We start from the raw sequence: 23073 nt of genomic DNA, 5'->3' as shown, positions 1-23073 counted from the left end.
GAAAACCGAAACACAGGTTTTCAGACGGCCTCTGCGGTTTCCCACACTTCCAGCACCGCGTCGCGTATGAGTTGCAGGGCAGGGTCTTGGCCGTATTCGTCGAGATAGACGAAGTGTAAGGGCAGCTGCTGCTCGAATTCGCCGATCAGGGCGATGGGGCTGCCCTGCCGCTGCGCGGCTTCCGCGCTGTGCTTGGGCACCATCGCCAGCCCGATGCCGTCGGCGGCCAGGCCGATGATGGCCTGCGGGTAGTCGCAGATAATCTGTTTTTTCGGGGTGAGCTTGTGGCGGTGCCAGAACTGTTGCAGGTTTTTGTGGCTGCCGGAAACGCCGGACATTTCGATCCAGGTGTAGCCGTTGAGGCTGCGCGGCAGGCCGGCGCGCAGTTTTTTTTCGTCGTCGGTGTGGCAGACAAGCGAGTAGGCGATGTTTTGCAGCGGGATGCTTTGCAGGGTGCGTTGCTCGATTTTGCCGAGAAAGAAGCCGCCGTGCAGGCGTTTGGCGAGGAGGCGGCTGAGGATTTCGCCGCTCATGCCGTATTGGATGTGGAGCTGGACTGCGGGTTCGCGGCGGATGATGCTGCGGGTGAGGCGGCTGACTTTGCCGGAGGCGATGGGGTGGATGAGGCCGAGGAGCGCGTGGCGGACGTAGTCTTCGCGCAGGGTTTGCGCGAAGGCTTCGAGACGGTGTTTGTGCTGCATCAGCGCTTCGGCTTCGGGCAGCAGCACTTCGCCGGCGCGGGTGAGGCTCATGCCGCTATTGGTGCGGGTGAACAGCGTGGTGCCGACGTCGGCTTCGAGGGCTTTGATATGTGCGGACACGGCGGGCTGGGAGAGAAACAGTTTCTCGGCGGCGCGGGTGAGGTTCCGGGTGTGGGCGACGGTGATGAAGGCGCGCAGCTGGTTGATGTCCATGGTGGTTTCCTTTGCAGCTTGGTTTGTTGTTGTCATGGTCTGTCTGAAAGGCTTTCAGACGGCCTTTATGCGGTCTTGCTTTTCGTTTTTTAACACGGAGCAGGGCGGTCGGTAAAGCGGTTTGCACACAAAACCCTTTGGAATCAGGGGGTGGGACGCGTGTTATTTGCGACGCGGATACAGGGCATCAAAAAATAATATTAGCCCGCACCCTTCGGGCTTGTTTATAAACCGCAACGGAGCGGGGCTGCGCCGTTTGCCGAACATTTTTTCAGACGGCTCGACGAAAGGCTGCCTGGAAACGGAAACAGGCCGCGCAGACCACCCCGGCTTCACCATCCGAATAATATTTTGAAGAGGAGCAAATTATGAAACAAAACGAAACCCACAGCCGTGAAGCGGAAAAGGCGCGTGCGGCGCGGGTGCTGGCGCATCCGGCCTTCCGTTCGATGGCGCGGCAGAAAGCCTGGCTGGGCTGGAGTTTTTCCGCGATTGTGTTCGCGGTGTATGTGGCCTATATCTGGGTAATCGGTACGTCGCCGCAAACGCTGGCGGCGAAAGTGTCTTCAGACGGCATCACCACTTGGGGCATCTGGGTGGGGATGTTTGTGATTGTGTTTTCGTTTGTGATTACGCTGGTTTATGTATGGCTGGCCAACGGCAAATTTGAAGAGATGACGCAAAAAGCGGTACGCGAAACGCAAGAAGGAGAAAAATGATGGGAAAACATAAGTTTTTGTTTGCCGCCTGGGCGGCGGGCTTTTCAGGCTGCCTGTGGGCGGATGCGTTTACCGGCGAGGTGGAGAAGCAGGCGACCAACTGGACAGCCGTCGTCATGTTTTTTATTTTCGTGGGTGCAACGCTGTGGATTACCAAGTGGGCGGCGAAGAAAAACCGCTCGTCCAAAGACTTCTACACCGCCGGCGGCGGCATCACCGGCTTTCAGAACGGGCTGGCGATTGCGGGCGACTTTATGTCGGCCGCGTCGTTTCTCGGCATCTCGGCAATGGTGTTCACCTCCGGCTACGACGGCCTGATTTATTCCACCGGCTTTCTGGTGGGCTGGCCGCTGGTGCTGTTTCTCGTTGCCGAGCGGCTGCGCAACCTCGGGCAGTTCACCTTTGCCGACGTGGCGGCCTACCGCCTGAAACAAACGCCGGTGCGGCTGTTTGCCGCTTCGGGTTCGCTGTTGGTGGTGATGCTGTATCTCATCGCGCAGGTGGTGGGCGCGGGCAAACTGATCCAGCTTTTGTTCGGCATGGACTATATTTGGGCGGTGCTGATCGTCGGCGTGCTGATGGTGGCCTACGTGCTGTTCGGCGGCATGCTGGCGACCACTTGGGTGCAGATGATTAAAGCGGTTTTGCTGCTGGGCGGGGCAACGTTTATGTCGTTTATGGTGCTGTATGCCAGCGGTTTCAGCATGGAAACGATGTTCCAAAAAGCCGTCGATACCCATACGCTCGGCGAGGCGATTTTGGCGCCCGGCGGCCTGGTGAAAAATCCGGTGGACGCGCTCTCGCTCGGCCTGGCGCTGATGTTCGGTACCGCCGGCCTGCCGCATATCCTGATGCGTTTCTTCACCGTGCCCGACGCCCGCGAAGCGCGCAAATCGGTGGTCGTCGCCACCGGCTTTATCGGCTATTTCTACCTGCTCACCTTTATCATCGGTTTTGGAGCGATTATTTTCCTGACCAATAATCCCGAGTTTTTCAAAGCCGTAGTCAAAGACGGCAAAACCGTGTACGAAATGATCGGCGGCACCAACATGGCGGCGGTTCACCTGTCGGCAGCCGTCGGCGGCAACCTGCTGTTGGGCTTTATCTCCGCCGTGGCCTTTGCCACCATTTTGGCGGTGGTGGCCGGGCTGACCCTGTCGGGCGCATCGGCGGTGAGCCACGACATTTATTCGTCGGTGATCCGCAAAGGACGGGCGCAGCCGAAAGAAGAAATGCGCGTCTCCCGCGCCGCCACTTTGGGCTTGGGCGTGCTGGCCATCATCTTCGGCGTAGCCTTTGAAAACCAAAACGTCGCTTTTATGGTGGGCTTGGCCTTTGCCGTTGCCGCGTCTGCCAACTTCCCCGTGCTGATGTTGAGCATGTTCTGGAAAGGGCTGACCACGCGCGGCGCCGTTGCCGGCGGCTTCGCCGGACTCATTGGCGCGCTGGTGCTCATCGTGCTCGGCCCGACCGTGTGGGTGAGCGTGCTGCACAACGACAGCCCCATTTTCCCCTACGGCAACCCCGCCCTGTTCACCATCCCGCTGGCCTTCGCCGTATCGTGGATCGTGTCGCTGCTCGACAAATCCGAACAGGCGGCACAGGACAAAGCCGGCTTCGACGCCCAATACGTCCGCTCCATGACCGGCATCGGTGCGGCCGGGGCTTCCGACCACTAAACAATGCCGGACAAAAAGGCCGTCTGAAAACCGGAAAACAGGTTTTCAGACGGCTTTGCGTTTTTTCCCGCCCGCCGCCGCTGCGGCAAGGCTTTTCAAACGGCCTGCATATTTGCCGAACGCGGCGAAACGGTTTATAACCCCTATCCCTGTTTTAGGAGACCCCGCCATGCCCCTGCGCAACAAACTGCCCGACCCCATCCTGCCCGAAGCCGTGCGCCGCGACGTGTACGCCCGCGAAAGCTACCACCTCCTGAAAATCATGTCCGAATTTCTCGAAGCCGGCGAAGAGCTGCGCGCCGTGCAGCCCGCCGTCAGCATCTACGGCAGTGCGCGCACCCCGCAAAACCACCCCGACTGCCTGCTGGCCGAAACCATCGCCCGCAAACTCTCCGACGCCGGCTTCGCCGTCATCTCCGGCGGCGGCCCCGGCATCATGGAAGCCGCCAACAAAGGCGCGTTTGCCGGCCACAGCCCCGCCGTCGGCCTCAACATCGTCCTGCCGCACGAGCAGCACGCCAACCCCTATCAGGATTTGTCGGTCAAATTCCAGCATTTTTTCCCGCGCAAAGTCATGTTCGTCAAACACGCTGTCGCCTACATCGTCATGCCCGGCGGCTTCGGCACACTTGACGAACTGTTTGAAAGCCTCACCCTCGTGCAAACCGGCAAAACCCCCCACCGCCCCGTCATCCTCGTCGGCCGCAGCTTCTGGCAGGGCCTGGCCGACTGGATACACAGCCAGCTCCTCGCACGCGGCTTCATCGCCCCGTCCGACACACAACTCTTTGAAATCATCGACGACGCCGACGCCGTTACCGAACGCGTCTTCCGCCACTACGAAAACTGCACCGACGGCTTCTGCGTCAACCCCAAAACCGACTGGGAACTCGGCCTGTAAACCGGAAAGGCCGTCTGAAAGCACAGCCAAAAACCGCCTCCCCCGCCAAACCCTTGCACAACACCCCCGACATCGGTATCTTGCCCACCCCGCACCCGCCTCCCGCAGAGGCCGTCTGAAACCCCAACCCACCGGAAAACACCATGAGCTTCAAAATCCAACGCGAAGAAGAACAACGCGACCAAACCCAGCCGCAGCAAACCCGGGCGCAACACAGCCCGCAAAACGAAAGCTGGGAGCGCGACACCCTCTACAAACTCCTCCTGAGCGTCCACAAAGAACAACGCGCCGGCCGCTTCTGGCGCAACGTCTGGCGCGGCGTCGGCGCCATGCTCTTCGCCGGCACCCTCTTCACCTTCCACAGCTGCGCCAGCGGCCGCTTTGAAGCCGACAACGGCGGCGGCCTCAACAAAATCCTCGGCGCGAAAAACAAAGAACACACCGCCGTCATCAAACTCAACGGCGTCATCGGCGGCGGCTACCAAGACCAAGTCGCCCTGCTGCGCGACGGCCTCGAAGCCGCCTACGCCGACAAAAACGTCAAAGGCATCATCATCCGCGCCAACTCCCCCGGCGGCTCCCCCGTCGTCTCCAACACCGCCTTCAACGAAATCCGCCGCCTCAAAGAACAACACAAAGACATCCCCCTCTACCTCGTCGCCGAAGACATGTGCGCCTCCGGCTGCTACTACATCGCCGCCGCCGCCGACAAAATCTACGCCGACCCCTCCAGCCTCGTCGGCAGCATCGGCGTCATCGGCGGCAGCTTCGACTTCACCGGCATCATGGACAAACTCGGCATCAAACGCCGCCTGCGCACCGCCGGCAGCAACAAAGGCATGGGCGACCCCTTCTCCCCCGAAACCCCCGAACAAACCGCCATCTGGCAGCAAATGCTCGACGACATCCACGGCGAATTCATCAACGCCGTCAAAACCGGACGCGGCAGCCGCCTCAAAACCAACGACCCGCAGATATTCAGCGGCCGCATCTACACCGGCCTCGAAGCGCAAAAAAACGGCCTCATCGACGGCTTCGGCAACATATACAGCGTCGCCCGCGACCAAATCAAAGCCCCCGACCTCGTCGACTATACCCCCGACGAAGACGACCTCGCCCGCGCCATCAGCCGCCGCCTCAACAGCGAAGTGCAAAACCAAGTGCGCCAAAGCCTCGAAAACCTCGACACAAAAGGCTGGTAAACCCGTCTGAAAAACACCTTTCAGACGGCCTCTGCCTTATAGTGAAACAAATAAACATAAAGCAGGGCATGCCGCCCCAAGCGGCACACGCGGATTCGGAACCCGCAAAACAAAGAACGCATACCTCATTTGACCCGCACGCGCCCCGAACAACGGAAGCTTTTGCCGACAAACGGCTTTTCCCCGTCGCCGCCCTTGCCCCCAACAGCAGACACAGATATAGTGCGCCCTCCCACCAACAAACCGAAAAGGAAACCCGACATGAACGGCAAACTCGACGAAATCAGCGGCAAAGTGAAAGAAGCCGCCGGCGACGCCCTCAACGACACCAAACTCAAAGCCGAAGGCCTGCTGCAACAAGGCGTAGGCAAAGCCAAAGAAGCCGCCGCCGAACTCGAAGGCAAAGCCGCCGAAGCCCTCGAAAAAGGCAAAGCCGAAGCCGAACGCCTCGCCGACGAAGCCAAAGAAAAAGCCGAAGGCTTCCTCAACGACCTCAAAAACAAATTCTAAACCCCGCCAAAACGCCAAAGGCCGTCTGAAAACTGTTTTTCAGACGGCCTTTATTGTTTAAAGCAGAGCATGTACCGCAGCCGTGCATACGTTTTCCACAATGCCGAATATCGAAAGCGAACAAAAGGCCGTCTGAAACGGATTTTCAGACGGCCGCTAACGCAGCCGCTCCCCCGTTGCCCAATCGCTAATCCGGCTGGGCGTCTTACTCCCCCCGCAACGCCCCCCGACCACATACACATCACGGCCAAACTGCCGCCGCACCTCCCGCGCGCTGCGGCACGGGCGTTTGCCCGCACGGTTGCACGACGTGGACACCAGCGGCGTGCCCAGCAGATAGCACACATCCCGCGCCGCCGCATGGGCGGGCACGCGCACCGCCAGCTTGCCGCGCCCCCTGCCGCGCAGCAGCACCGGCACATTGCGCGCCGCAGGCAGCAGAAAAGTCTGCCGCGCCGGCCAAATCCCGTCCAGCGCGGCGGCATCCGCCGCAAACAAAGGGCGCAGCAGCGGGCGCAGGCGCGAAAGCGAGTCGCCGACCACAATCATCCCCTTGTGCTGCGGCCGCCGTTTCAGCCGTACCAAGGATTTGAGCGCACCGGCATGGCGCGGCAGACAGCCGATGCCGTAGCACGACTCAGTGGGATAGGCAATCAGCCCGCCACGCCGCAAACGGTTTTTCAGACGGCCTGTTTCGGCAGCGGAAAGGATGCGTTTCATGGTTTGGCTCTATAAAGCAAAAAAGCGATTGTACGCCGCACGGAAGAGCTTGCGGGCAAAGGCCGTCTGAAACCACCCTTTTGCCCCCGCCTTGGTACGCCTGCACTTAAAAACCGACTGACAAAAACCGTCAATTGCCGCAGCACGGCCTTATGCCGTTTCGCTAAAAAGCCAAAACTGACGCAAAAATACAGTATGCCGCCATGCCGCCATCCTCACCCATGCGCAAAATAGGAAAATTAAATCCTATTGCAAACAGTGCATTAAATAAAAAATACCCAAAAAATGCCTGCTGGCACATGCATTGCTTCACACTTTTCATCCGCAACACTGCGAGGCACAAGCCAAACGGGATGCGTATAGAAAGTTTCAAGATGTGCCAGGCACATTATGGGTAGATTGATTTAAAGCGACGCCGCATGGGGCGGCAATGCTTGATTTTTTAAAAACGGCAATTTCGCCGAACAACTAAACCAAACGGAGTTTGAACATGAAAGCAATGCAAAAAGGTTTCACCCTGATCGAGTTGATGATCGTTGTCGCCATTATCGGTATTTTGGCTGCCATCGCCCTGCCGGCTTACCAGGACTACACTGTCCGCAGCCGTATCACTGAGGGTCTGAACCTGGCCGAATCCGCCAAAACCATGCTCGGTACCGACGCTACTTCCGTAAACGACTTGGACATCGCTGTTGCCGCTTGGAACCGTCAGGCTAACGGTACTGGTGCTACTTCCAAATACGTGAAAAGCGTGCTGATGAACACTACCGGCGACACTCGCGGCGAACTGACTGTTACATTCGACGGTGCTGCCGTTGGTGTGAAAACCGGTGAAGACACTCTGGTTCTGACTCCTTGGATCAACGACGGTACCAACAAAACCCGTCTGGCCAAAGCCCTGACTGACGGCGTTGCCGGTAACCTCGACTGGTCTTGCCAATCCGCTACCAACGCTACTGCTACCAAACAAATCGGCGCAGCTGGTACTGCCGGTACTGTTCTGGAAAAATACGCTCCTTCGCAATGCCGCTAATCGCATAGCCTAGCGAGTTCAGCCGGAAGCCTGCTTTTGCGGGCTTCCGGTGTTTTTACGTCTGCTGCGCGCAGAGGCCGTCTGAGAAACAGTTTTTGGCTGTGCCGAAACAGCGTTTTCAGACGGCCTCTGCGTATTCGCGCCATCGGAATGGATGGCGTGCGTTCAGTTTTGCGCGGCAAACGCGCCCAGGTCTTCGTGGCGGTCGAACAGAGCTTTGACCGGCGGCTGGTGGCTGATGCCGATGACCAGGGTGTCGGGCAGTTCGCGTTTGAGCAGGGACAAAAGCTCGGTGGCGGAAGCGTCGTCGAGCTGGTTGGTGGCTTCGTCGAGAAACAGGATTTCGGGGCGGGCAATCAGGGCGCGGGCGAGGCTGACGCGCTGCTGTTCGCCGCCGGAGAGGATTTTGTGCCATGCTTCTTCGCTGTGCAGGCGGCTGTTCAGACGGCCTAAGCCAACTTTTTCCAGCGCGGCGCGGATGTCGTTGTCGTTTTGCGGCGCGGATGCGGGGTAGCAGACGAGTTTGGCCAGCGTGTCTTGCGGCAGGTAGGGGCGTTGCGGCAGGAACAGCACGCGTTTGCTGTTCACTTGGAAATGGCCGCGATGATAAGGCCACAATCCGGCGAGCGTGCGCATGAGTGTGGTTTTGCCGATGCCGCTGCGGCCGTCGAGCAGCAGCCATTGGCGCGAGGCGGCGGCAAGGGTGAGGTTGTGCAGCAGCGGGCTGCCTTCGGCAGTGTGGATGCTGAGGTTTTCGGCGAGTAAGGTGGGTCTTGACCCACCATTTGTGCCGGGTTGGTGGGTCGAGACCCACCCTACGTCAGGCGTTTCTTGTGCGGTGGAGATTTTGTCGGATTCGAGAATCCGACCTACGGGGGTGTCGGTAAGGTTTTCAGACGACCTTGCCGCTTTATCCGCCTCGTCCAATGCCGTCTGAAAACCGACCAAACGTTCGACCACGGCCGCCCATTCGATGATGCGTTTGTAGTAGTCCATAAACCAGCCGAAGCCGTCCTGCACGTTGGAAAACGCGCTGCGGGCTTTCATCATGTCGCCGAAGCTCATGCTGTGGGCGAGGTACATCGGCAGGGTGGCGATGATGGGGATAAACATGGAAAGGCGCAAATAGGCGGCGGAGAAACTTTCCAGATAAAACTCGCGCCGTATCAAGCCGCGCCAGTTGCTTTTGACGGCGGCAAAACGGCTGTTCAGACGGCCTTCTTCGGCGGTTTCGCCGCGATAAAAGGCGATTTGTTCGGCAGATTCGCGCACGCGCAGCAGCGTGGCGCGGTAGTCGGCCTCGCGGTGCTGGCGTTCCACATTCAGGGGTTGGAGTTTGCGGCCGATGAGGTGGGTGAGCAGGGTGCAGGCGGCGGAGTAGGCCAGCGCGATCCACACGAGATAGCCTTTCACCGTGATGCTCTGCCCGAACAGGGTGAAGGTCTGCACGCCGGAGAGCTGCCACAGGATTTCGACAAACGCGCCGAGTTTGGCGGCGTTCATGATGAAATATTTGGAGACCTTTGCAAAATCCCCCCCAAATCCCCTAAATTCCCACCAAGACATTTAGGGGATTTCTCATGGGCACCTTCTTTCAGCAAACCGCACAAGCCATGATTGCCAAACACATCGATCGCTTCCCACTATTAAAGCTGGATCAAGTGATTGATTGGCAACCGATCGAACAGTACCTGAATCGTCAAAGAACCCGTTACCTCCGAGACCACCGCGGCCGTCCCGCCTATCCCCTGCTGTCCATGTTCAAAGCCGTCCTGCTCGGACAATGGCACAGCCTCTCCGATCCCGAACTCGAACACAGCCTCATCACCCGCATCGACTTCAACCTGTTTTGCCGTTTTGACGAACTGAGCATCCCCGATTACAGCACCTTATGCCGCTACCGCAACTGGCTGGCGCAAGACGACACCCTGTCCGAACTGCTGGAACTGATCAACCGCCAACTGGCCGAGAAAAACCTAAAAGTAGAGAAGGCATCCGCCGCCGTCATTGACGCCACCATTATTCAGACCGCCGGCAGCAAACAGCGTCAGGCCATAGAAGTCGATGAAGAAGGACAAGTCAGCGGCCAAACCACACCGAGTAAAGATAAAGATGCCCGTTGGACAAAGAAAAACGGCCTCTACAAACTCGGTTACAAACAACATACCCGCACCGATGAGGAAGGCTATATCGAGAAACTGCACATTACCCCCGCCAATACCCATGAGTGCAACCATCTGTCGCCTTTGCTGGAAGGGATAGCCGAAGGCACGACCGTCTATGCCGATAAAGGCTACGACAGTGCGGAAAACCGGCAACATCTGGAAGAGCATCGGTTGCTGGACGGCATTATGCGCAAAGCCCACCGCAACCGTCCGCTGACGGAAGCGCAAACCAAACGTAACCGATATTTGTCGAAGACCCGTTATGTGGTCGAACAAAGCTTTGGTACGCTGCACCGTAAATTCCGCTACGCCCGGGCAGCCTATTTTGGGCTGATTAAAGTGAGTGCGCAAAGCCATCTGAAGGCGATGTGTTTAAACCTGTTGAAAGCGGCTAATAGGCTAAGTGTGCCTGTTGCTGCCTAAAAGGCGGCTCGGATGCCTGATTATCAGGTATCCGGGGAGGATTAAGGGGGTATTGGGGTAGAATCAGTGGATATTTGAAACAAAAACAGCCAAAAATCTTTATTTAGGTTTCGGCTGTCGGGGAAAAAGGAATTTTGCAAAGGTCTCATTTGAAGAGGTCGATGCTTTTTTCCGACAGCATGGCGACGTCTTCGGCGATGCGCTGGTCGGGGTTGTCCGGCTCGCCCGTGAGTTGCAGGCGGTAGTGTTTGTGGCCGCCGAGCCAGTTTTGCTGGAACTGCCGCGTAAGGTGTTCGCGCCAGCGGAACAGCAAAACTTTGCGCAGCCAGTTGCCGCAGGCGATAAAGCCGGTAACGAGGGCGATATAGACGAGAAATTCCACAATCAGCGCGGGCATGGCCTTGCCGTCAAACGCGGCAAGCGCGTCGTAAAAGGTTTTGTTCCAGTCGGTAATCAGCACGCCCACGCGCACGATGGCGAGCGAAAAGCCGACTACGGCGGCGAGAATCAGCCAGTTGAACCAGGAGTTGTTGCGCCACCAGAACGGCGCGGCGAGGGAGAGGAAACGGCGGATGGTTTTCATAGACGGATTGGGGAAAGGGGAGAGAGCGGATGCGGAACGGATGCAAAGGGGAAAAGGCCGTCTGAAAATCGGTTTTCAGACGGCCTGTTTGCTGCGGGTTAGAATTTGTAGTTGAATTTCAAAGTAACATTACGCGGTTCGCCGAAGAAGTTGTTGATACCTCTGGAACGGGTGCGGTTGTTTTCAAAGTAGCGTTTGTCGGTCAAGTTACTGCCGATCAGGCTCAGCTTGGCATTTTTGCTGATGTCGTATTGGACGTTGGCATTCCAGACGGCATAGCCGCGCTGCTCGGTATTCATATAGAGATTGCCCGATTTGCTTTGCGCACTCACGCCGCCACCAACTGTCCATTTTTTACCGGCAAAAGACAGGCGGTAGCTGGTGTAGAGGCGCAGCATGTGTTTAGGTGTCCAGCTATTGAAATTCGCACCTTCCTGATAATAGGCGCGCGAGCCTTCGGTTGCACGGTATCGGCTGGTGTTGAACGTGTATCCGGCGAAGATTTTCCAGGCTTCATTCAAGCTTCCGGAAATCTCGGCGTCAAAACCGTGGCTTTGTACACGTCCCAGCGGAATGCTGAAATAGCGGCCGGTAATCGGGCTGCGGTCTGCCGAAGATACCGAACGGTTTTTCTGGATAATGTGAAACAGCGCAAGTGAGGTGTTCAGTTTGCCATCGTTAAACCAGTCGGCTTTCCAGCCAAGCTCAAAGTTGGTGCCGGTCATCGGGGTAAGCGGTTTACCTTCGGCATCTTTCGCGCTCAGATGCGGGTTGAAAATCTGGGTGTAGCTGGCATACAGGCTGTGGGTTTTATTCAGGTCGAACGTCAGGCCGGCATACGGCACGAAACGGCTTTTGGTTTTCAGGTTTTCGTCATAAGTCGGCGCATTACCATTGGCGGAATAAATATCGTGGTAATCGCTTTTCCAATGCGTCCAACGCGTACCGGCAATCAGGTGGAGGTTATCCAGAATATGGAAGCGCGTACCCGCCGCCACGCCTTGAGAAGTCAAGGTGTAGTCTTCGGTTTCCAAGAAACGGTAAGGGCCGGTTTCAAAATCGGGGCGGACGATATCGTGCTTGAAGTTATATGCATCGTATACCGTGGTATCAGCATGCTGCCGCCAATGGGCATGGAGGGTTTCACGGGTGTGGTTCAGTGTCAGGAACAGATCGTGCTTACGGTTGAAAACATTATATTTTCCAACCAAATTCGCCTGTATACCGAATTGCGAACCGTAGTTGTCCATGCGTGTGGCACGTCCGCTCACGGCCATCAGGCCGTTGGCAGGCAAACCGGCGTAATTGAGGTTGGTGTTGCCCAAGGCAGCCCATTCGGTCATATAGTCGGATTTGGTGTAATTGATTTTTCCGCTCAGCTTCCAGTCGTCGTTGAAATAATGTTCCACTTCGGCAAACAGATTGCGTTTTCTGGCTTTTTCTACGTTCCAGCTTGCGCCAAGAAAGGTTTTGCGTGAAAAACCGGCATCGCCGCCGCCTTCGGCCATCGGCACGCCGTAGCGGTCGGGGGTGGAATTTTCGTTCTGCCACAGCATACCTGCCGAAATTTTGGTATTTTCGCCCGCATCAGCTTCCAAAATGCCGTAGAAAACCTGTTTTTTACCGTCTACGACGTCTTTAAACGAATTGCTGCGCTCGCCGACAACGACTGCGCGCCCGCGTACCGTTTGAGCTGCATTAAGCGAACCGGAAACATCGCCGACACCGCGGACAGTACCGAAACGATCAGTGCTCACGTCAATATTAGCTTGGGTTTTGGCGGTAGGATGCTTGCGTACCACATTGATTGTTCCGCCTGGCTCGCCCGTGCCTTGGGTCAGGCCAGTAGCACCGCGCACAACTTCGATATGGTCGTAAATGGCTAGATCTGTTTGGCTGTGCGGGTCGGCATTGGTATTGAGCATAGAACCACTAACGGTTACAGCCATACCGTCTTCTTCAATGCGGTTGATATAGAAACCGCGCGATTGGAAACGGTAGCGGTTGCTGTCTCGGAAAACATTAACACCCGTGGTTGTTTTCAGCGCGTCTTCAATACGGCTGATATTTTGATCGTCCAGCTGTGTTTTGGTAATCACGCTCACCGACTGCGGGGTTTCTTTCGGGCTTAACGCCAGACCGGTGGTGGTGCGCATGGCGGAGGTGGTGTAGCTGTTTTTGTTTTCGGTGCGCGTCGAGCGGCTGGCTCCCGAGACGGTAACGGACTGGATGGCGGTGGAAGTGCCGGCATTATCTGCTTCGAATCGGTGGGGGGCGGTATTTTCTTGCGCGTAAACGGCGTTTGCCGCAATGAGGAGCGCGGCGAGGGTGCTGAGTTTGAAATTCGGGCGGGACATCGTGTTTGTCCTGAATGTGTACGGTTGTAAAGGAAGGGTTAAAATGCGGGGTCGGATTATACGCTGTGCAAGCCGTTCTCATTTCATACCGGCATGAAATGAATGGTTTGCGGCGGGTTTGCGTTGCGCGGATGTAACATTCTTTCATTTGTTTGCCTGTTAACAAGGATGGTTTTCCGCCTGCCGGATTTGTTTGTCGTTTATTTGTTTACGGATGGTTTTGATGGCTTATGTCGGACGTTTCGCGCCCAGCCCGACGGGGCTGCTGCACATCGGTTCGCTGCTGGCCGCGCTGGCTTCTTATGCCGACGCGCGCGCAGCGGGCGGGATTTGGCTGCTGCGGATGGAGGATTTGGATCCGCCGCGCGAGATGGCGGGGGCGGCGGATGCGATTTTGCGCACGCTCGAAGCGTTCGGCTTCGAGTGGGACGGTGCGGTGGCCTATCAGAGCCGACGTTACGATGTTTACGAAGCGGCTTTGGCTCGGCTGCGGGCGGCGGATTTGGTGTATCCGTGTTTTTGCAGCCGCAAGGCGTGGCAGACGGGGGCGAGGCAGGGGGCGGACGGCTTTGTTTACGGCGGACGCTGCCGCGACGCGGCTCTGAGGCCGTCTGAAAAAGCGGGGAAAACGCCGGCTTGGCGGCTGCGCGTGCCGGACGGGGAAATCGGTTTTGCCGACCGCGTGGTCGGGTTTTACGCGCAGAATCTGGCGCGGGACATCGGCGATTTTGTGCTGCGCCGCTCGGACGGTTTGTGGGCCTACCAGCTGGCGGTGGTGGCCGATGACGCGGCGCAGGGGATAACGCATGTGGTGCGCGGGCAGGATTTGCTGGTGTCCGCGCCGCGCCAGATTTGGCTGCAACGCTGTCTGGGCGTGCCGACGCCGCAATACGCGCATCTGCCGCTGCTGGTGAACGCGCAGGGGCAGAAGTGGTCGAAACAGACGCTCGCGCCCGCGCTGGATTTGGCGCGGCGGGAGGTGCTGCTGCGGCAGGTGATGGCCTATCTGAACCTGCCCGCCGCACCGGCTGTGGACAGGCCGCGCGATTTGTTGGACTGGGCGGCGGCGCATTGGGGTATAGGCCGCGTGCCGCGTGCGGCAATATGCACGGAGGCCGTCTGAAAGCGCAGCTTCGGCGCAGCCAAAACCCGTTTTCACCGAAACCGCGTTTTGGCTGCGCCGAAGCTGCGCTTTCAGACGGCCTCAGAAGCTGTTTCGCCGCGCCGCAAAAGCGTTCATAATCGCCGGCAGAATTTCTCCAACCGATACAAAGGAAAACAAAATGGCCGTGAATTATCAGGAAACGAATGCCGCCAGCCTGCTGCCCATCGGCGGCGTTCAAATTTTCGTTGGTCAGGCGGGCGTGAAAAAGCCGCAGCACGACGATTTGACGCTGCTGACGCTCTCGGAGGGCTGCACCATCGGCGCGGTGTTCACGCAAAACCGCTTCTGCGCCGCGCCGGTGCGCGTCTGCAAGCGGCATTTGGCGCAGGCGGCACACATCCGCGCGCTGGTGGTGAACACGGGCAACGCCAACGCGGGCACGGGCGAGGAGGGCTACGAACGCGCCGTGGCGGTGTGCGCGGCGGCGGCGAAGCAGGCAGGCTGCAAAACGGAGGAGGTGCTGCCGTTTTCCACCGGCGTGATTCTCGAACCGCTGCCGTCCGACAAAATCACCGCCGCGCTGCCGAAAGTGAAGCCCGCCGACTGGCTTGCCGCCGCCCGCGCCATCATGACCACCGATACGGTGGCCAAGGCCGCGTCCCGCGCGGGGCAGGTCGGCGGCAGCCACACCGTCCGCGCCACCGGCATCGCCAAAGGCTCGGGCATGATTCATCCGAACATGGCCACCATGCTCGGCTTCATCGCCACCGATGCGAACATCGCCCAGCCGGTGTTGCAGCTTCTGACGCAGGAAATCGCCGATATGTCGTTCAACTGCATCACGGTGGACGGCGATACCAGCACCAACGACAGCTTCGTCATCATCGCCAGCGGCAAATGCGGCCAAAGCGAAATCGACAACATTGCCGACCCGCGCTACGGCCAGCTCAAAGAGCTGCTCGGCGGCCTCGCACTGGAACTGGCGCAGGCAATTGTGCGCGACGGCGAAGGCGCGGGAAAATTCGTTACCGTAGAAGTGGTTAACGCCGAAAGCCGCGACGAAGCCAAACAGGTGGCCCATGCCGTCGCCCGCTCGCCGCTGGTGAAAACCGCCTTTTCCGCTTCCGACCCCAACCTCGGCCGCCTGCTCGCCGCCGCAGGCTACGCGGGCGTGCCCTTTGACGAAACCAAGCTGAAAATGTGGCTCGGCGGCGTGCTCGTGGCCGAAAACGGCGGCCGCGCCGCAAGCTACACCGAAGAAGCGGGGCAGCGCGTGATGGACGAAGCGGAAATCACCGTGCGCATCGACTTGCAGCGCGGCCGCGAATCGGCCACCGTCTACACTTGCGACCTGACGCACGAATATGTGCGCATCAATGCGGAATACCGTTCGTAAACATGGGATTGAGGCCGTCTGAAAGCGAAGCTTCAACGAAGTTGAAACTTTTGGCTGCGCCGGAACTTCGTTTTCAGACGGCCTCTGGAAAACGGCCGCGCCGTTACCGATTACATCAAGCACCATGTTTTCAGACGGCCTAAAAACCGGAGAGGCCGTCTGAAAACAAACAAACCGGAAGAGAACCAATATGAACGCCGAAAACACCGTCTGCCTCGTTATCGACATCCAGGAACGCCTTACCCCATCGCTGCACGAAGCCGAAACCTTCACCGCCGCCTGCCGCCTGCTGATACAGGGTTTACAGGCTTTAAACGTGCCGATGATGCTCACCGAACAATACCCGAAAGGCTTGGGCGCAACCCTGCCCGCCGTACGCCTGCTGCTGCCCGACGCGCCGCTGGCCGAAAAAACCCGCTTTTCCGCCGCTCAAGCCGCCGAAGGCTTCATCCGCGAAAAACAGGCGCGCAACGTCGTCCTTATCGGTGCGGAAACCCACATCTGCATCTTGCAGACCGCGCTTGATCTGCGCGCGCAGGGCTTGGGCGTCTATCTGCCTGCCGAATGCCTTACCTCGCGCAATCCTGCCAACAAAACCAACGGTTTGGAACAGATGCGCACCGCCGACGCAACCGTGGGCAACAGCGAAAGCCTGCTGTTTTCCCTGCTGGGCGATGCGAAACACCCCGCCTTCAAAACCATCTCCAAGCTCGTCAGATAGGCCGTCTGAACATGCACAACTACCGGATTTCCGAAGCGCGGCAGGAAGACCTTGCCGCCATCGTCGACATCTACAACAGCACCATAGACAGCCGCCAGTCCACCGCCGACCTCGCCCATGTTACCGCCGAAAGCCGGCAGGGCTGGCTGGATGCCCACGGCGGCAACCGTCCGCTTTATGTATTAAAAGACGAAACCGACACGCTGCTTGCCTGGGGCGGCTTCTCCGACTATTACCCGCGCGAAGCCTACCGTATTACCGCCGAAACCAGCATCTACGTGCGCCACGACATGCGCGGCGTCGGCGTCGGCAAAATCCTGTTGCGCTACATGCTGGAAAAAGCCCCGTCGCTGGGCATCCGCAACATCATCGCCGTCGTCTTCGGCCACAACCACGCCAGCATCCGCCTGTTCCGTACTTTTGGTTTCCAAGAGTGGGGGCGGCTACCGCAAGTATGCGATTTGGACGGGCTGGCGGCGGATATTGTGCTGCTGGGGAAGAAGGTAAGGGATTGACAGGTAGTGAACCCCCAATCGATCCGCCTGCGCAAACGCTACCTGAGTGAACTGGAACGCCGCCGCCATTTTAAAAAACTGGATTAAAGCTGTGCTGCGTCCGCATACGGGAATAAAAGCGGCATCCGAACAGTATTTTTTGGAAACAGCTTACCTGAAAGGCCGTCTGCAAAACAGACGGCCTTTTACCTACCGGTCTTTCCACGGTTTTAGACGGCCTGTATTGTACCGCAAGCCTGGGAAGGACACGACCCGCCCGCAGGCGGACAAGCCCGCACCGGGCAAAAGCGAAGCCGGCATACCGCCGGCCTTTGTCTTGCAGCCCCACCCGTCTGCGGACGGGGCATCCTCCGTTTTGCGCCCTACTTTTTCACTGCTGCTGCGGGCGCGGCTGTAGTTGGCACGGCCGGTTTGACCGGTTTGGCATTGGCGGCACCGCCGACCGTCGCCTGGTCTTTCAGCTTGCCCAGGATACCGTCGCCGATACCCTTGACCTTCTTCAAATCGTCCACCGACTTGAACGCGCCGTTCTCCTTACGGTAGTCCACAATCGCCTGCGCCTTCGCCTGGCCGATACCCGGCAGCGCTTTGAGCTCTTCGGCCGTCGCCGTATTGATATTCACCGCAGCCGCCACCCAGGCCGCCACACCGTAAGCCAAAAGGCCGAACAAAGATTTCTTCAAATCCATAGTGTCCCTTCCGTTAAAAATAAAGGATTAAATATAAAGAGCAGGTATCATAATCAAGAATGACATAACAGGCAAGCCGGTTACGCCGCAACATACCGTACAACGGCATCCGAGATACAGATCCGTTTTCCGGCCAAACAAAAACCCCGCCACTTTGGCGGGGTTTGCAATAGGTGTCTGGCAGTGACCTACTTTCGCATGGGAATCCACACTATCATCGGCGCTGGTTCGTTTCACTGTCCTGTTCGGGATGGGAAGGAGTGGGACCAAACCGCTGTGGCCGCCAGACTGAAACTGTCAAATCGGCAAAGCCGGCCGCAGCAAGACATCCGTCTTTTGCGGCGTATCAACTGTGATGAACATATCGGAACAAGTCCTATGCAAGCATTATCTTCAAAGAAGCAAAGTCCTTCAAATGATAGAGTCAAGCCTCACGAGCAATTAGTACAGGTCAGCTTCACGCGTTACCGCGCTTCCACACCCTGCCTATCAACGTCCTGGTCTCGAACGGCTCTTTAGGAGGATTAAATCCCCAGGGAAGTCTCATCTTCAGGCGAGTTTCGCGCTTAGATGCTTTCAGCGCTTATCTCTTCCGAACTTAGCTACCCGGCGATGCGACTGGCGTCACAACCGGTACACCAGAGGTTCGTCCACTCCGGTCCTCTCGTACTAGGAGCAGCCCCCGTCAAACTTCCAACGCCCACTGCAGATAGGGACCAAACTGTCTCACGACGTTTTAAACCCAGCTCACGTACCACTTTAAATGGCGAACAGCCATACCCTTGGGACCGACTACAGCCCCAGGATGTGATGAGCCGACATCGAGGTGCCAAACTCCGCCGTCGATATGGACTCTTGGGCGGAATCAGCCTGTTATCCCCGGAGTACCTTTTATCCGTTGAGCGATGGCCCTTCCATACAGAACCACCGGATCACTATGTCCTGCTTTCGCACCTGCTCGACTTGTCGGTCTCGCAGTTAAGCTACCTTTTGCCATTGCACTATCAGTCCGATTTCCGACCGGACCTAGGTAACCTTCGAACTCCTCCGTTACTCTTTGGGAGGAGACCGCCCCAGTCAAACTGCCTACCATGCACGGTCCCCGACCCGGATCACGGGTCTGGGTTAGAACCTCAAAGCCACCAGGGTGGTATTTCAAGGACGGCTCCGCAGAAACTGGCGTTTCTGCTTCCAAGCCTCCCACCTATCCTACACAAGTGACTTCAAAGTCCAATGCAAAGCTACAGTAAAGGTTCACGGGGTCTTTCCGTCTAGCAGCGGGTAGATTGCATCTTCACAACCACTTCAACTTCGCTGAGTCTCGGGAGGAGACAGTGTGGCCATCGTTACGCCATTCGTGCGGGTCGGAACTTACCCGACAAGGAATTTCGCTACCTTAGGACCGTTATAGTTACGGCCGCCGTTTACTGGGGCTTCGATCCGATGCTCTCACATCTTCAATTAACCTTCCAGCACCGGGCAGGCGTCACACCCTATACGTCCACTTTCGTGTTAGCAGAGTGCTGTGTTTTTAATAAACAGTCGCAGCCACCGATTCTCTGCGACCCTCCTATGCTTACAGAGCAAGTCTTTCACATTAGAGGGCATACCTTCTCCCGAAGTTACGGTATCAATTTGCCGAGTTCCTTCTCCCGAGTTCTCTCAAGCGCCTTAGAATTCTCATCCTGCCCACCTGTGTCGGTTTGCGGTACGGTTCTGATCCAACTGAAGCTTAGTGGCTTTTCCTGGAAGCGTGGTATCGGTCACTTCGCATCCGTAGATGCTCGTTATCACTTCTCGGTGTTATGAAGACCCGGATTTGCCTGAGTCTTCCACCTACCGGCTTGAACAAACTATTCCAACAGTTTGCTGACCTAACCTTCTCCGTCCCCACATCGCATTGAATCAAAGTACGGGAATATTAACCCGTTTCCCATCGACTACGCATTTCTGCCTCGCCTTAGGGGCCGACTCACCCTACGCCGATGAACGTTGCGTAGGAAACCTTGGGCTTTCGGCGAGCGGGCTTTTCACCCGCTTTATCGCTACTCATGTCAACATTCGCACTTCTGATACCTCCAGCATACCTTACGATACACCTTCTCAGGCCTACAGAACGCTCCCCTACCATGCCTTGCGGCATCCGCGGCTTCGGTTACAGATTTGAGCCCCGTTACATCTTCCGCGCAGGACGACTCGACCAGTGAGCTATTACGCTTTCTTTAAATGATGGCTGCTTCTAAGCCAACATCCTGGCTGTCTGGGCCTTCCCACTTCGTTTACCACTTAATCTGTCATTTGGGACCTTAGCCGGCGGTCTGGGTTGTTTCCCTCTTGACAACGGACGTTAGCACCCGCTGTCTGTCTCCCGAGGAACCACTTGATGGTATTCTTAGTTTGCCATGGGTTGGTAAGTCGCAATGACCCCCTAGCCATAACAGTGCTTTACCCCCATCAGTGTCTAGCTCGAGGCACTACCTAAATAGTTTTCGGGGAGAACCAGCTATCTCCGAGTTTGTTTAGCCTTTCACCCCTATCCACAGCTCATCCCCGCATTTTGCAACATGCGTGGGTTCGGACCTCCAGTACCTGTTACGGCACCTTCATCCTGGCCATGGATAGATCACTCGGTTTCGGGTCTACACCCAGCAACTGATCGCCCTATTAAGACTCGGTTTCCCTGCGCCTCCCCTATCCGGTTAAGCTCGCTACTGAATGTAAGTCGTTGACCCATTATACAAAAGGTACGCAGTCACGGAATTATTCCGCTCCCACTGTTTGTATGCATCAGGTTTCAGGTTCTATTTCACTCCCCTCCCGGGGTTCTTTTCGCCTTTCCCTCACGGTACTGGTTCACTATCGGTCGATGATGAGTATTTAGCCTTGGAGGATGGTCCCCCCATCTTCAGACAGGATTTCACGTGTCCCGCCCTACTTGTCGTATACCTAGTACCACCAATCTGTTTTCGAATACGGGGCTATCACCCGCTATGGCAGAAGTTTCCAATTCTTTCTTCTAACAGTTCGGCTATCGTATACAGGCTCCTCCGCGTTCGCTCGCCACTACTTGCGGAATCTCGGTTGATTTCTTTTCCTCCGGGTACTTAGATGGTTCAGTTCTCCGGGTTCGCTTCTCTTGCCCTATGTATTCGGACAAGGATACCTCCTAAGAGGTGGGTTTCCCCATTCGGACATCACCGGATCATAGCTTTATTGCCAGCTCCCCGATGCTTTTCGCAGGCTTACACGTCCTTCGTCGCCTATCATCGCCAAGGCATCCACCTGATGCACTTATTCACTTGACTCTATCATTTGAAGTACCTTTCTGACTTCGGTACTTTGCCGTTGACTAGCTTGGCACCTTAAGGCCTCTACTTTGATAAAGCTTACTGCTTGTTGTGTCTTAATCCCGCCTTTTGTGTCTCGGGATTAAGTCGATACAATCATCACCCAAATTACTGGGCTTTATTTCGAACTGTTTGGTAGTTCTGATAAAACCTCAGTGTCTTTGTTTGTTGATTTCGGCTTTCCAATTTGTTAAAGATCGATGCGTTTTGATTCGCAAATTAAAATAAACTATTTAGAATGTTTCTCTTGCAAATTGCCGGTATGTTTTACTTTCCAACAATTTGCTTTCTGTTTAATTCGCTTTAATTTGAAAATCTTGGTGGAGGCAAACGGGATCGAACCGATGACCCCCTGCTTGCAAAGCAGGTGCTCTACCAACTGAGCTATGCCCCCGGATGTTCGCTGGTGGGTCTGGTAGGACTTGAACCTACGACCCCACGCTTATCAAGCGTGTGCTCTAACCACCTGAGCTACAAACCCTTTGTAACGCTCTGTCCGATTACCGATAAGTGTGGGTGCCAAGCCCTTTTCTCTAGAAAGGAGGTGATCCAGCCGCAGGTTCCCCTACGGCTACCTTGTTACGACTTCACCCCAGTCATGAAGCATACCGTGGCAAGCGGCCCCCTTGCGGTTAGCCTACCTGCTTCTGGTATCCCCCACTCCCATGGTGTGACGGGCGGTGTGTACAAGACCCGGGAACGTATTCACCGCAGTATGCTGACCTGCGATTACTAGCGATTCCGACTTCATGCACTCGAGTTGCAGAGTGCAATCCGGACTACGATCGGTTTTCTGGGATTGGCTCCGCCTCGCGGCTTGGCTACCCTCTGTACCGACCATTGTATGACGTGTGAAGCCCTGGTCATAAGGGCCATGAGGACTTGACGTCATCCCCACCTTCCTCCGGTTTGTCACCGGCAGTCTCATTAGAGTGCCCAACCAAATGATGGCAACTAATGACAAGGGTTGCGCTCGTTGCGGGACTTAACCCAACATCTCACGACACGAGCTGACGACAGCCATGCAGCACCTGTGTTACGGCTCCCGAAGGCACCCTTCCGTCTCTGGAAGGTTCCGTACATGTCAAGACCAGGTAAGGTTCTTCGCGTTGCATCGAATTAATCCACATCATCCACCGCTTGTGCGGGTCCCCGTCAATTCCTTTGAGTTTTAATCTTGCGACCGTACTCCCCAGGCGGTCGATTTCACGCGTTAGCTACGCTACTAAGGCATCAAGTGCCCCAACAGCTAATCGACATCGTTTAGGGCGTGGACTACCAGGGTATCTAATCCTGTTTGCTACCCACGCTTTCGGGCATGAACGTCAGTGTTATCCCAGGGGGCTGCCTTCGCCATCGGTATTCCTCCACATCTCTACGCATTTCACTGCTACACGTGGAATTCTACCCCCCTCTGACACACTCTAGCCACCCAGTTCGGAACGCAGTTCCCGGGTTGAGCCCGGGGATTTCACATCCCGCTTAAGTAACCGTCTGCGCCCGCTTTACGCCCAGTAATTCCGATTAACGCTCGCACCCTACGTATTACCGCGGCTGCTGGCACGTAGTTAGCCGGTGCTTATTCTTCAGGTACCGTCATCAGAGCACGGTATTAACATGCCCCTTTTCTTCCCTGACAAAAGTCCTTTACAACCCGAAGGCCTTCTTCAGACACGCGGCATGGCTGGATCAGGCTTGCGCCCATTGTCCAAAATTCCCCACTGCTGCCTCCCGTAGGAGTCTGGGCCGTGTCTCAGTCCCAGTGTGGCGGATCATCCTCTCAGACCCGCTACTGATCGTCGCCTTGGTGGGCCTTTACCCCGCCAACCAGCTAATCAGACATCGGCCGCTCGAATAACGCGAGGTCCTAAGATCCCCCGCTTTCCCCCTCAGGGCGTATGCGGTATTAGCTGTCCTTTCGGACAGTTATCCCCCATTACTCGGTACGTTCCGATGCGTTACTCACCCGTTCGCCACTCGCCACCCAAGAAGCAAGCTTCTCTGTGCTGCCGTCCGACTTGCATGTGTAAAGCATGCCGCCAGCGTTCAATCTGAGCCAGGATCAAACTCTTATGTTCAATCTCTAACTTATTC

General features: G+C 56.8%; 18 protein-coding genes, 2 tRNA genes and 3 rRNA genes. 12 read left to right on the top strand and 11 right to left on the bottom strand.

Annotation, left to right across the window (positions count from 1 at the left end; genetic code table 11):
* Positions 1-20: 20 nt before the first annotated feature.
* Complete coding sequence (locus H3L91_RS01075; protein ID WP_040659279.1) at positions 21-914, bottom strand: LysR family transcriptional regulator; 894 nt, start codon at positions 912-914, stop codon at positions 21-23.
* A gap of 368 nt (positions 915-1282) precedes the next feature.
* Between H3L91_RS01075 and H3L91_RS01070 the strand changes: the two genes are divergently transcribed.
* The 5 genes from H3L91_RS01070 to H3L91_RS01050 all read left to right on the top strand — a co-directional run bounded on the left by H3L91_RS01070 (position 1283) and on the right by H3L91_RS01050 (position 5925).
* Complete coding sequence (locus H3L91_RS01070) at positions 1283-1633, top strand: DUF485 domain-containing protein (RefSeq protein WP_007341536.1); 351 nt, start codon at positions 1283-1285, stop codon at positions 1631-1633.
* Positions 1630-3312, top strand: a complete 1683-nt coding sequence (locus H3L91_RS01065; RefSeq protein WP_007341535.1) for a cation acetate symporter — start codon at positions 1630-1632, stop codon at positions 3310-3312. The genes H3L91_RS01070 and H3L91_RS01065 overlap by 4 nt, the downstream gene beginning before the upstream one ends.
* Before the next feature lie 169 nt (positions 3313-3481).
* A complete protein-coding gene (locus H3L91_RS01060; RefSeq protein WP_007341533.1) occupies positions 3482-4213 on the top strand; it encodes an LOG family protein in 732 nt (243 codons plus the stop codon).
* Positions 4214-4356: 143 nt separating this feature from the next.
* A complete protein-coding gene (locus H3L91_RS01055; protein WP_007341532.1) occupies positions 4357-5415 on the top strand; it encodes a S49 family peptidase in 1059 nt (352 codons plus the stop codon).
* Between the two features lie 261 nt (positions 5416-5676).
* Entirely contained in the window at positions 5677-5925 is a 249-nt protein-coding gene (locus H3L91_RS01050; RefSeq protein ID WP_007341531.1) for a CsbD family protein, read from the top strand.
* A gap of 156 nt (positions 5926-6081) precedes the next feature.
* Here H3L91_RS01050 and H3L91_RS01045 read toward each other — a convergent pair whose 3' ends face one another.
* The gene (locus H3L91_RS01045; protein WP_007341530.1) at positions 6082-6645 is read right to left on the bottom strand and encodes an L-threonylcarbamoyladenylate synthase; all 564 of its coding nucleotides are present in this window, start codon (positions 6643-6645) and stop codon (positions 6082-6084) included.
* A 490-nt stretch (positions 6646-7135) separates the two neighbouring features.
* On the opposite strand from H3L91_RS01045, the gene H3L91_RS01040 reads away from it, so the two are divergent.
* Positions 7136-7678, top strand: a complete 543-nt coding sequence (locus H3L91_RS01040) for a pilin (RefSeq protein ID WP_040659815.1) — start codon at positions 7136-7138, stop codon at positions 7676-7678.
* A gap of 165 nt (positions 7679-7843) precedes the next feature.
* Here the strand turns inward: H3L91_RS01040 and H3L91_RS01035 are convergent, their stop codons facing one another.
* The gene (locus tag H3L91_RS01035; protein WP_081458604.1) at positions 7844-9181 is read right to left on the bottom strand and encodes an ABC transporter ATP-binding protein/permease; all 1338 of its coding nucleotides are present in this window, start codon (positions 9179-9181) and stop codon (positions 7844-7846) included.
* A gap of 77 nt (positions 9182-9258) precedes the next feature.
* Here H3L91_RS01035 and H3L91_RS01030 point away from each other — a divergent pair, with 77 nt between their 5' ends.
* Positions 9259-10266 (top strand): IS5 family transposase, encoded by a 1008-nt coding sequence (locus tag H3L91_RS01030; protein ID WP_182109823.1) that lies wholly within the window; start codon positions 9259-9261, stop codon positions 10264-10266.
* A gap of 145 nt (positions 10267-10411) precedes the next feature.
* Here the strand turns inward: H3L91_RS01030 and H3L91_RS01025 are convergent, their stop codons facing one another.
* Both H3L91_RS01025 and H3L91_RS01020 read right to left on the bottom strand, forming a co-directional pair.
* Positions 10412-10849, bottom strand: a complete 438-nt coding sequence (locus H3L91_RS01025) for an ABC transporter family protein (protein ID WP_007341528.1) — start codon at positions 10847-10849, stop codon at positions 10412-10414.
* A 98-nt stretch (positions 10850-10947) separates the two neighbouring features.
* Entirely contained in the window at positions 10948-13206 is a 2259-nt protein-coding gene (locus tag H3L91_RS01020) for a TonB-dependent siderophore receptor (RefSeq protein ID WP_007341527.1), read from the bottom strand.
* A 223-nt stretch (positions 13207-13429) separates the two neighbouring features.
* On the opposite strand from H3L91_RS01020, the gene gluQRS reads away from it, so the two are divergent.
* The 5 genes from gluQRS (at position 13430) to H3L91_RS00995 (ending at position 17340) form a co-directional block, all read left to right on the top strand.
* A complete protein-coding gene (gene gluQRS / locus H3L91_RS01015; RefSeq protein ID WP_040659277.1) occupies positions 13430-14329 on the top strand; it encodes a tRNA glutamyl-Q(34) synthetase GluQRS in 900 nt (299 codons plus the stop codon).
* Between the two features lie 160 nt (positions 14330-14489).
* Positions 14490-15707: a bifunctional glutamate N-acetyltransferase/amino-acid acetyltransferase ArgJ gene (gene argJ, locus H3L91_RS01010; RefSeq protein WP_007341524.1), complete on the top strand. Its 1218-nt coding sequence runs from the start codon at positions 14490-14492 to the stop codon at positions 15705-15707.
* Positions 15708-15897: 190 nt separating this feature from the next.
* A complete protein-coding gene (locus tag H3L91_RS01005) occupies positions 15898-16428 on the top strand; it encodes an isochorismatase family protein (RefSeq protein WP_007341523.1) in 531 nt (176 codons plus the stop codon).
* Positions 16429-16439: 11 nt separating this feature from the next.
* On the top strand, positions 16440-16943 hold the full coding sequence (locus H3L91_RS01000; protein ID WP_007341522.1) for a GNAT family N-acetyltransferase: 504 nt from the start codon (positions 16440-16442) through the stop codon (positions 16941-16943).
* Between the two features lie 46 nt (positions 16944-16989).
* Positions 16990-17340: a hypothetical protein gene (locus H3L91_RS00995; protein ID WP_182109845.1), complete on the top strand. Its 351-nt coding sequence runs from the start codon at positions 16990-16992 to the stop codon at positions 17338-17340.
* Here the strand turns inward: H3L91_RS00995 and H3L91_RS00990 are convergent.
* The 6 genes from H3L91_RS00990 to H3L91_RS00965 all read right to left on the bottom strand — a co-directional run bounded on the left by H3L91_RS00990 (position 17306) and on the right by H3L91_RS00965 (position 23057).
* Positions 17306-17632 (bottom strand): ComEA family DNA-binding protein, encoded by a 327-nt coding sequence (locus H3L91_RS00990; RefSeq protein WP_007343959.1) that lies wholly within the window; start codon positions 17630-17632, stop codon positions 17306-17308. The two genes, H3L91_RS00995 and H3L91_RS00990, sit on opposite strands and share 35 nt — an antisense overlap.
* A 175-nt stretch (positions 17633-17807) precedes the next feature.
* Positions 17808-17920, bottom strand: a 5S ribosomal RNA gene (gene rrf, locus H3L91_RS00985).
* Between the two features lie 132 nt (positions 17921-18052).
* Positions 18053-20937 (bottom strand): 23S ribosomal RNA (locus tag H3L91_RS00980).
* A 360-nt stretch (positions 20938-21297) separates the two neighbouring features.
* Positions 21298-21373: transfer RNA gene (locus H3L91_RS00975), tRNA-Ala, on the bottom strand.
* 10 nt (positions 21374-21383) lie between these two features.
* Positions 21384-21460, bottom strand: a tRNA-Ile gene (locus tag H3L91_RS00970).
* A 56-nt stretch (positions 21461-21516) separates the two neighbouring features.
* A 16S ribosomal RNA gene (locus H3L91_RS00965) occupies positions 21517-23057 on the bottom strand.
* The 16S, 23S and 5S rRNA genes sit together here with 2 tRNA genes alongside, the layout of an rRNA operon.
* Positions 23058-23073: the final 16 nt, after the last annotated feature.

This window comes from Neisseria bacilliformis (assembly GCF_014055025.1).
GTDB lineage: Bacteria > Pseudomonadota > Gammaproteobacteria > Burkholderiales > Neisseriaceae > Neisseria > Neisseria bacilliformis.
Note: the sequence above shows the minus strand (reverse complement) of the source record. Positions and strands in the feature narration are given on the sequence as shown.

What these genes read in the sequence shown, in the direction of transcription:
- H3L91_RS01075 (WP_040659279.1), bottom strand. Translation starts at nt 914, where the DNA reads ATGGACATCAACCAGCTGCGCGCCTTCATCACCGTCGCCCACACCCGG.
- H3L91_RS01070 (WP_007341536.1), top strand. Translation starts at nt 1,283, where the DNA reads ATGAAACAAAACGAAACCCACAGCCGTGAAGCGGAAAAGGCGCGTGCG.
- H3L91_RS01065 (WP_007341535.1), top strand. Translation starts at nt 1,630, where the DNA reads ATGATGGGAAAACATAAGTTTTTGTTTGCCGCCTGGGCGGCGGGCTTT.
- H3L91_RS01060 (WP_007341533.1), top strand. Translation starts at nt 3,482, where the DNA reads ATGCCCCTGCGCAACAAACTGCCCGACCCCATCCTGCCCGAAGCCGTG.
- H3L91_RS01055 (WP_007341532.1), top strand. Translation starts at nt 4,357, where the DNA reads ATGAGCTTCAAAATCCAACGCGAAGAAGAACAACGCGACCAAACCCAG.
- H3L91_RS01050 (WP_007341531.1), top strand. Translation starts at nt 5,677, where the DNA reads ATGAACGGCAAACTCGACGAAATCAGCGGCAAAGTGAAAGAAGCCGCC.
- H3L91_RS01045 (WP_007341530.1), bottom strand. Translation starts at nt 6,645, where the DNA reads ATGAAACGCATCCTTTCCGCTGCCGAAACAGGCCGTCTGAAAAACCGT.
- H3L91_RS01040 (WP_040659815.1), top strand. Translation starts at nt 7,136, where the DNA reads ATGAAAGCAATGCAAAAAGGTTTCACCCTGATCGAGTTGATGATCGTT.
- H3L91_RS01035 (WP_081458604.1), bottom strand. Translation starts at nt 9,181, where the DNA reads ATGAACGCCGCCAAACTCGGCGCGTTTGTCGAAATCCTGTGGCAGCTC.
- H3L91_RS01030 (WP_182109823.1), top strand. Translation starts at nt 9,259, where the DNA reads ATGGGCACCTTCTTTCAGCAAACCGCACAAGCCATGATTGCCAAACAC.
- H3L91_RS01025 (WP_007341528.1), bottom strand. Translation starts at nt 10,849, where the DNA reads ATGAAAACCATCCGCCGTTTCCTCTCCCTCGCCGCGCCGTTCTGGTGG.
- H3L91_RS01020 (WP_007341527.1), bottom strand. Translation starts at nt 13,206, where the DNA reads ATGTCCCGCCCGAATTTCAAACTCAGCACCCTCGCCGCGCTCCTCATT.
- gluQRS (WP_040659277.1), top strand. Translation starts at nt 13,430, where the DNA reads ATGGCTTATGTCGGACGTTTCGCGCCCAGCCCGACGGGGCTGCTGCAC.
- argJ (WP_007341524.1), top strand. Translation starts at nt 14,490, where the DNA reads ATGGCCGTGAATTATCAGGAAACGAATGCCGCCAGCCTGCTGCCCATC.
- H3L91_RS01005 (WP_007341523.1), top strand. Translation starts at nt 15,898, where the DNA reads ATGAACGCCGAAAACACCGTCTGCCTCGTTATCGACATCCAGGAACGC.
- H3L91_RS01000 (WP_007341522.1), top strand. Translation starts at nt 16,440, where the DNA reads ATGCACAACTACCGGATTTCCGAAGCGCGGCAGGAAGACCTTGCCGCC.
- H3L91_RS00990 (WP_007343959.1), bottom strand. Translation starts at nt 17,632, where the DNA reads ATGGATTTGAAGAAATCTTTGTTCGGCCTTTTGGCTTACGGTGTGGCG.